This window comes from Vibrio sp., from assembly GCF_047973365.1.
GTDB lineage: Bacteria > Pseudomonadota > Gammaproteobacteria > Enterobacterales > Vibrionaceae > Vibrio.
In genome coordinates this window covers 1-7,373 of record NZ_JBKEBW010000145.1, presented here as the reverse complement: position 1 = coordinate 7,373, position 7,373 = coordinate 1, and the positions used below count along the sequence as shown (strand labels likewise).

6 protein-coding genes and 2 pseudogenes are annotated in these 7,373 nt (G+C 47.2%); 7 read left to right on the top strand and 1 reads right to left on the bottom strand.

Annotated elements, in window-relative coordinates:
- The 7 genes and pseudogenes from ACK5MF_RS17400 to ACK5MF_RS17370 form a co-directional block, all read left to right on the top strand.
- Positions 1–426 (top strand): annotated as a pseudogene (locus ACK5MF_RS17400) (xanthine dehydrogenase small subunit); the annotation flags it as partial.
- Positions 419–2,803 carry a xanthine dehydrogenase molybdopterin binding subunit gene (gene xdhB, locus ACK5MF_RS17395; RefSeq protein WP_416923804.1) on the top strand — a complete coding sequence of 795 codons (2,385 nt, stop codon included), beginning with the start codon at positions 419–421 and terminating at the stop codon, positions 2,801–2,803. The pseudogene ACK5MF_RS17400 and the gene xdhB, both read left to right, overlap by 8 nt.
- On the top strand, positions 2,787–3,713 hold the full coding sequence (gene xdhC / locus ACK5MF_RS17390) for a xanthine dehydrogenase accessory protein XdhC (protein ID WP_416923803.1): 927 nt from the start codon (positions 2,787–2,789) through the stop codon (positions 3,711–3,713). Before xdhB ends, xdhC begins: the two co-directional genes overlap by 17 nt.
- Positions 3,710–4,201, top strand: coding sequence for a 2-oxo-4-hydroxy-4-carboxy-5-ureidoimidazoline decarboxylase (gene uraD, locus ACK5MF_RS17385; protein WP_416923802.1), 492 nt, complete (start codon positions 3,710–3,712; stop codon positions 4,199–4,201). Before xdhC ends, uraD begins: the two co-directional genes overlap by 4 nt.
- Positions 4,198–4,521: a hydroxyisourate hydrolase gene (gene uraH, locus ACK5MF_RS17380; RefSeq protein WP_042482607.1), complete on the top strand. Its 324-nt coding sequence runs from the start codon at positions 4,198–4,200 to the stop codon at positions 4,519–4,521. The genes uraD and uraH overlap by 4 nt, the downstream gene beginning before the upstream one ends.
- A 1-nt stretch (position 4,522) precedes the next feature.
- Complete coding sequence (gene guaD, locus ACK5MF_RS17375) at positions 4,523–5,890, top strand: guanine deaminase (RefSeq protein WP_416923801.1); 1,368 nt, start codon at positions 4,523–4,525, stop codon at positions 5,888–5,890.
- A complete protein-coding gene (locus tag ACK5MF_RS17370; protein ID WP_416923800.1) occupies positions 5,836–7,110 on the top strand; it encodes a urate hydroxylase PuuD in 1,275 nt (424 codons plus the stop codon). Before guaD ends, ACK5MF_RS17370 begins: the two co-directional genes overlap by 55 nt.
- Before the next feature lie 48 nt (positions 7,111–7,158).
- On the opposite strand, the pseudogene ACK5MF_RS17365 reads toward ACK5MF_RS17370, so the two are convergent.
- Positions 7,159–7,373: pseudogene (locus ACK5MF_RS17365) on the bottom strand (group II intron reverse transcriptase/maturase); the annotation flags it as partial.

The following is a 7,373-nucleotide window of genomic DNA, read 5'->3' as shown; positions in this document are numbered from 1 at the left end:
GGCTATCGCGAGACTCTGATCAAACCAAACCAATGGATCAGCGCGATTCACCTACCACGTTTAGCACCAAATCAACTGCACGCTATTTATAAAGTGAGTAAGCGTTATGAGGACGACATCGCTACCGTAACCTTCGCTATCAATATCACCATGGGCTCAGATAAACGGGTTAAAAGTTGTATTATTTCAGCTGGTGGTGTTGCAGCTAAGTCCGTGCGGTTATTTGAATTAGAAGAAGTCTTTGTCGGTCAGCCACTGACCCAGCCTATCGTCAACAAAGCGCGTCAAAAAGTTACGCAAGTCATTCATCCGCTAAGTGATGTCCGTGGCTCTGCCGAGTACCGAGTCAAACTGGTACAAAACCTGCTACAACGCTTTTATCTGGAATCACAGCAAGTTGAAACAAGGTTGGTGCAACATGCGTAAATTAACTTCTGTTGATAAACAAACTGCTGTTGATACACAAACACCTGCTCAACAACCTGTCACTGAGGTTGTCGGCAAACCGCACAAACATGAAAGTGCGGATAAACAAGTGAGTGGCGAAGCCCTGTTTGTTGATGATTATGTAACTCCTAGAAACTGCCTTCATGCTGCGGTTGTGATTTCATCGATTGCCAAAGGTAAAATTACCAAGCTGGATCTTTCTCCTGTTGAAAGTGCTGACGGTGTGGTGAAAGTCTTTACTGCAGATGCGATTCCCGGCGAGAAAGACATTGGCACAATTTTCAAAGGCGACCCGCTGCTGGCTCTGGACAATGAAATTCGTTATTTCGGTCAGCCTATCGCGCTAGTATTGGCAACCACTCACGACCAAGCATGGAAAGCCGCACGTTTAGCTTCAGTTGAATACCAACAAGAAGAAGTTGTGCTAAGCCACGAAAACGCCAGTGAGCTGCTTCCTTCGCACCAAATGGGCAAACACATGGAACAGAGCGTGTTTGATAATGCGGATATCGCCATAGACAGCGATATGCACGTCGGCGGTCAGGAGCATTTCTATCTGGAAGGACAAGTGAGCCTTGCAGAAATCACCGAAGATGGCGGAATTTTTGTACGTTCATCAACTCAAAACCCTTCTGAAATTCAAAAACTGATTGCTGAAGTTCTGCATGTAGATTTCAACCGAGTCACCGTTGATATGCGACGCATGGGTGGTGGCTTTGGTGGTAAAGAAAGCCAAGCGGCGCAATGGGCATGTTTAGCTTCATTAGGGACTTATCACACAAAACGAGCCGTTAAAATGCGCCTGCCTCGCGGTATTGATATGACGGCGACAGGCAAACGTCACCCGTTCTACAACCGCTACCAAATCGCGGCGAACAAACAAGGTGAAATCATCGCAGCGGATATCCAAGTGAACGGTATTTGTGGGCACTCCCCTGACTTGTCTGATGCGATTGTCGATCGCGCAATGTTCCATGCCGATAACGCTTATTTTCTAGAAAATGCGTGTATTGAAGGCAACCGCTTAAAAACAGACATGGTTTCTCATACTGCTTATCGCGGTTTCGGTGGTCCTCAAGGGATGATCGTGATTGAAAAAGCGATGGAAGAGCTGGCGCTAACCGTCAGACAAGACCCGCTCGATATTCGCCTTAAAAATCTCTACCGCGCGGGCAAAAACGTCACTCCTTATGGCATGCAGGTAGATCAATACGACGCCATGCTTGAAATCATGAAGCAGCTTGAACAAAGCAGTGACTATCGTGCTCGCCGTGAACAGGTGAACCAATGGAACAAAAGCCATTCTGTATTGAAAAAAGGCTTGTCGTTAACACCGATTAAATTCGGTATTTCGTTTACCGCAACGCACCTCAACCAGGCCGGTGCACTTATCCACGTCTACACAGACGGCACTATGCAGGTTTCTCATGGCGGTACCGAAATGGGTCAAGGTCTGCATACCAAGATTGCACAAATCGTGGCGCAAACTTTTGGCGTGAGCTTAGACAAGGTGCTGGTTACCTCTACCCGTACCGACAAAGTCCCCAACACCTCGCCAACCGCCGCATCTTCTGGCGCCGATTTAAACGGCATGGCAGCGCACATAGCAGCATTAGAGATTAAACAGCGTCTGCTGGAATTTGCACGTAACCACTACAAGGTTGAAGACGTTGATATCGTTAACGGCGAGCTTGTAGGTGTGAATGAAACCGTCTCTTGGGCTCAGTTGGTACAAAAAGCGTACATGGGACGAGTCTCTCTCTCAGCTACCGGTTTTTACCAAACACCGAAGATTGGCTACGACAGAAAGACAGCGACGGGTCATCCATTCTTCTACTTCTCTTTGGGCGCTTCGTGCTCAGAAGTGACTATCGACACACTAACCGGCGAGATGCGTGTTGATCGCGTGGATATTCTGCACGATGTGGGCAACAGCTTAAACCCAGCCATCGACCGAGGTCAGATTGAAGGCGCGTTTGTGCAAGGTTTAGGATGGCTGACCACTGAAGAACTTGTGTGGCATGAAGACGGTCGCCTGCTCAGCAACAGTCCAATGAACTACAAGATCCCGACCATTGGTGACTATCCAAAACAGATGCACATTGATTTGTATGAAAAAGCCAACCCAGAGCACAGCATTTATCGCTCGAAAGCGGTGGGCGAACCGCCTTTTATGCATGCAATCAGCGTTTGGTGTGCAGCTTTCGATGCTGTTGCTTCAATCAGTGGTCACAAACATGCGCCAAAGTTGCATGCTCCTGCTACCGGCGAAACCATTTTGAGAGCGTGTGAAGAGCAGCTTCAATGGCTTGAACACAATGTAGTGAAGGAGACCGAAGATGCCGTCACACCATAATCCTCAAGGTTTTGAGCAGTTCAATAAGAATGGACTGCTCAACAACCCAGGTATGCACTGGCTGAAAGCGTGCCAGATGCTTGAACAACAAGGCGAAGCTTATTGCATCGCAACTGTGGTTGCCTACGTTGGCTCGGTACCGAGATCAAGCGGTGCAAAAATGGTGATTACTCAAGCGTGCCAGTTCGACACACTGGGCGGTGGGATCCTTGAGTTTCAAGTTATCGCTCAGGCTCGTGAAGGATTAGCTTCTCATCAAAGCCAAGTGGCCATTGAACGTTTCTCCCTTTCGGCGGATCTCGGACAATGCTGTGGCGGCGCGGTTCAGGTAATGTTCGAGTATTTCCATACTCAAACACCTCAGGTGGTTATCTTTGGCGCTGGTCACGTATGCCAAGCATTAACCACAGTGTTAAATGAGTTGCCTTGTCAATTGACAGTGGTTGATAGCCGCCACGAATGGCTTGCGCCTCTACAGGACAAAGGTATCAAGGTTGAACTGCTGGAAAATCCAATTGAAGCGTTAGGCCAACTACCTAGCAAAGCGTATGTCATTGTGATGACTCAAGATCATGGGCTCGACTTTGAAATTACCCGTCTGGCACTGGAAGAAAACCGCTTCACGTTTGTCGGTCTTATCGGCTCACAAGGTAAAAAGCAGCGCTTTGAATTCCGTTTGAAAGAACAGCTCACCGACGCTGATCTCATTCATAACCTCACCTGCCCGATTGGTCATCCGGATGTGAAAGGCAAATTACCAATGCAGGTTGCTGTTTCAGTGGCGGCTCAACTGATTGGCTTGTTCAGTGAACAAGAAGCCAACACCATTAACCGTGAAAGCAACAGCGAAGAAGTGCAATGGAAGCAGGCAAATGAAGCTCGTAAGGTTTTAAAGGAAGAAAAGCAATGACAGCGGTACGAACGAGCTTGGAACTCGACGATCAAGCACTGAACAAAATCTGCACCAGTCAGAAATGGGTATCGTTGGTGAAAGCCAAAATGCCTTTTAGTAGCCCTTCAGAGCTCAAAAACGCGGCAGAGGAAGCGTTTGCAGAACTTGAAGAACAAGATTGGCTGGAGGCGTTCGCTGGTCACCCCATGATTGGTGATATCTCTACACTGCAAAAGAAATACGCGCAGGGAAAATCGTTAAGTGAAAAAGAACAAGGTGGCGTAAAAGGTGCCTCCGATGAAACCTTACAGCAACTGCTTTCACTGAACAAAGAATACGCAGAAAAATTCGGTTTTATCTTCATCGTATGCGCTACAAACAAAAGCGCAGATGAAATGCTCAGCATGTTAAAAGCGCGCATTAACTGCACTCGAGAACAAGAGTTGCAACAAGCCGCAATAGAACAACAAAAAATCAGTCAGATAAGAATGGAAGCTTATTTATGAACAAACTCAGTTGCCATGTACTGGACACCGCTAACGGGCATCCCGCTGCAAATATCGTTGTAAAACTTTATCGCTTGGGCAGTTTCGATTGCCTTGCTGAGGAAACCACAAACGAAGATGGTCGTGCCGTTTTTGAAGGCATTACGCTTGATAAACATAACTTTACTTTGCGCTTTCTCGTTCAACCTTACTGTGAAGAACAATTCGGAGCGTCTTTCTTCCCAATGATCGACGTGCATTTCACCGTGAGCGACGACAGAAATTACCACATACCGCTACTTCTTTCGCCTTACTCATACTCCAGCTATAGAGGTAGTTAGTATGACGTTAAAGATACATAGAGGAAGCTTACTCCACTTCCCAAAAGTGACATCGTCACCGTCTGAGAACTATCAGTATTGGAATGACGGCGTGCTGGTGGTGGAAAAAGGGCGTATTACCCATGTAGGAGATGCCAAAGAGTTCTTTTCAATCTCAGCTAATAAAGCGTTGTTGATTCAAGGACATGTGACTCAGCATCACGGGCTGCTTATTCCGGGGATGATTGATGCTCATGTGCATTTCCCTCAAATAGAAATGATTGCCAGCTATGGTAAGCAACTGTTGGATTGGTTAAACACATATACTTTTCCGACAGAGCTAATGTTCGCGAATCAAGACTACTGCAATGCTCAGGCAGAGTTCTTCATCAAGCAACTTTTTGCTCATGGCACAACCACAGCCAGCGTGTTTGCCACCGTGCATCCGCAGTCGGTTAACGCGTTTTTTACCGCAGCGCAACAACATGATGCGCGAATGATTTGCGGCAAAATCATGATGGATCGTTTCTGTCCTGACGAGCTACAAGATACGCCGGAATCCGGCTATCGAGACAGCAAAGAGCTGATTGAACGCTGGCACAAAAATGGGCGTGCACTGTACGCGATTACCCCTCGCTTTGCACCAACCAGCACACCAGAGCAACTAGCTAAAACCGGACAACTTGCCAAAGAACATCCGGACACTTTCATTCAGACCCATTTGAGTGAAAACCACGGTGAAATGGCGTGGGTAAAAGATCTTTTCCCTGAAGACGACGATTACCTAGCCGTGTATGAACGCTACAACCTTGTGCGCGACCGCGCCCTGTTTGGGCATGCTTTACATCTCAATGACCGTGAGTTCAAGTCTTTGGCGGCAAACGGCGCTTCTATTGCGTTCTGCCCTTCATCGAATCTGTTTTTAGGTAGTGGTCTGTTTGACTATCAAAAAGCAAAAGAGGCTGGAATTCCAATCGCTATCGCCAGTGATGTCGGTGCTGGTACCAGTTTGAGTCTGCTGCGCAACCAAAGCGATGCTTACAAAGTATGTCAGTTACAAGGCGTGAGCTTAGATGCGTTTGAATCTCTCTATCTCTGCACTCAGGGAGCTGCGGCAGCCATGGGGCTCGACCACCTCATCGGCAACTTTAATATCGGCACTGAAGCCGATTTCGTAGAACTCGATCTGACTGCATTTCCGATGCTCAAACAGCGCATATTGCGTTGTCAGGAATTGTCAGAGCAACTTTTCGCTTTGGTCACACTGGGTGACGAGCGAGTGATCGAGAAAACCTATGTTCATGGAAATTTAGTTTATCAAAAGGATGTAATGTTATGTGGCCACAACTCTACGAATGGATTGCGTTATTTATCAAATGGTTCCATGTAATCTGCGCTGTTGCATGGATTGGCGCAAATTTCTATTTCACTTGGTTAGATAACTCTTTAGAAACGCCGCCAAAATGGAAACAGGACAAAGGAATCAAAGGCGATCTTTGGGCGATCCACGGTGGTGGCTTCTATGAAGTTGCCAAATATCAAGTTGGCCCAGAACAAATGCCTGAAAAGCTGCACTGGTTTAAGTGGGAAGCCTACTCCACTTGGCTGACAGGTACTGCGTTGTTAATTTGGATGTATTACTTCAACGCGCAAGCTTACCTTATTGACCCTCGTGTTATGGAACTGAGCACGCTTCAAGCTGTGAGTTTAGGAATAGGAACTATCTTCCTTGGCGTGGTTGTGTACGAAGGTTTAATGCGTTCTCCATTGAACCGTTCAACACCTCTGTTTATTGCCGTGTTAGTGCTATTCGGCGCGCTATTCTTCTATGCTTTCGCGCATATGTTTAGTGGCCGTGGAGCCTTCATTCACATGGGTGCGCTGATCGGTTCGATAATGGTGAACAACGTTTTCCATAAGATCATTCCTGGTCAACGCAAAATGGTAAAACAAGTAACAGCAGGTGAGCCTGTTGACCCAGCACCGGGTTTGGAAGGCAAACGTCGTTCAATCCACAACAACTACTTCACGCTGCCTATCATCTTTTTGATGATCAGTAACCACTACCCAATGATTTACCAACACGCTCAAAGTTGGTTGGTTGGGCTATTAATCATGCTGATCGGTGCTTATATCCGTCATTACTTCAACCTGAAGCACTCTGGTCAGTCAAAACCGAGCGTGATGTACACAGGCGCTGCGGCTATGTTTGCACTTGCAGTTGTTATCAGTTGGCAAGCCACTGAACAAATGCATACAGCGAAAAGTACAGCAAAGGTGAAAAACAGTGAAGCAGCTGTGGCGGCAAGCCCAAGTTCGACCTCAACTGCAGAAACAACGACTACAGCGAGCTTAACTCAGCAGCAGTACGACGCTTTTGAGATCATCCAAACGCGATGCAGTCAGTGCCACAGTTCAGCGCCTACCGATGATGTATTTAAGGTCGCTCAAGGTGGTGCAATGTTCGATAGCTGGCAAGATGTTGAACGATGGAAACCGAGAATTCTCGCACGAGCTGTAGTAAGTGGCGATATGCCTTTTCTCAATAAAACAAAAATGACAGATGAAGAGCGTCAACAGTTAGGTGATTTAATAAACGCGATTAACTAACCATACATCGATAATCGAGTAGGAGGGGGCCTCACGGCCTCCGTCCTCTCACACCACCGTACAAGCGTGGGTCGCATACGGCGGTTCCGAATATAATTTTAGTGACTCGTACCCCTCTAATAGCGAGTACAGACCCAACTCTTTGAACCATTCATTCGGCATGGCATGATTTGATTGCGGGGTTCGGGCCAGATGCCACCAACCTTTATCTGACATCGCCAACTTCCAAGCACTACTCTCTGACACACCTCGTTGGCGTAGCC

Excerpts from the sequence above, each read along its gene's own strand:
- xdhB (WP_416923804.1), top strand. The coding sequence starts at position 419 with ATGCGTAAATTAACTTCTGTTGATAAACAAACTGCTGTTGATACACAA.
- xdhC (WP_416923803.1), top strand. The coding sequence starts at position 2,787 with ATGCCGTCACACCATAATCCTCAAGGTTTTGAGCAGTTCAATAAGAAT.
- uraD (WP_416923802.1), top strand. The coding sequence starts at position 3,710 with ATGACAGCGGTACGAACGAGCTTGGAACTCGACGATCAAGCACTGAAC.
- uraH (WP_042482607.1), top strand. The coding sequence starts at position 4,198 with ATGAACAAACTCAGTTGCCATGTACTGGACACCGCTAACGGGCATCCC.
- guaD (WP_416923801.1), top strand. The coding sequence starts at position 4,523 with ATGACGTTAAAGATACATAGAGGAAGCTTACTCCACTTCCCAAAAGTG.
- ACK5MF_RS17370 (WP_416923800.1), top strand. The coding sequence starts at position 5,836 with ATGTGGCCACAACTCTACGAATGGATTGCGTTATTTATCAAATGGTTC.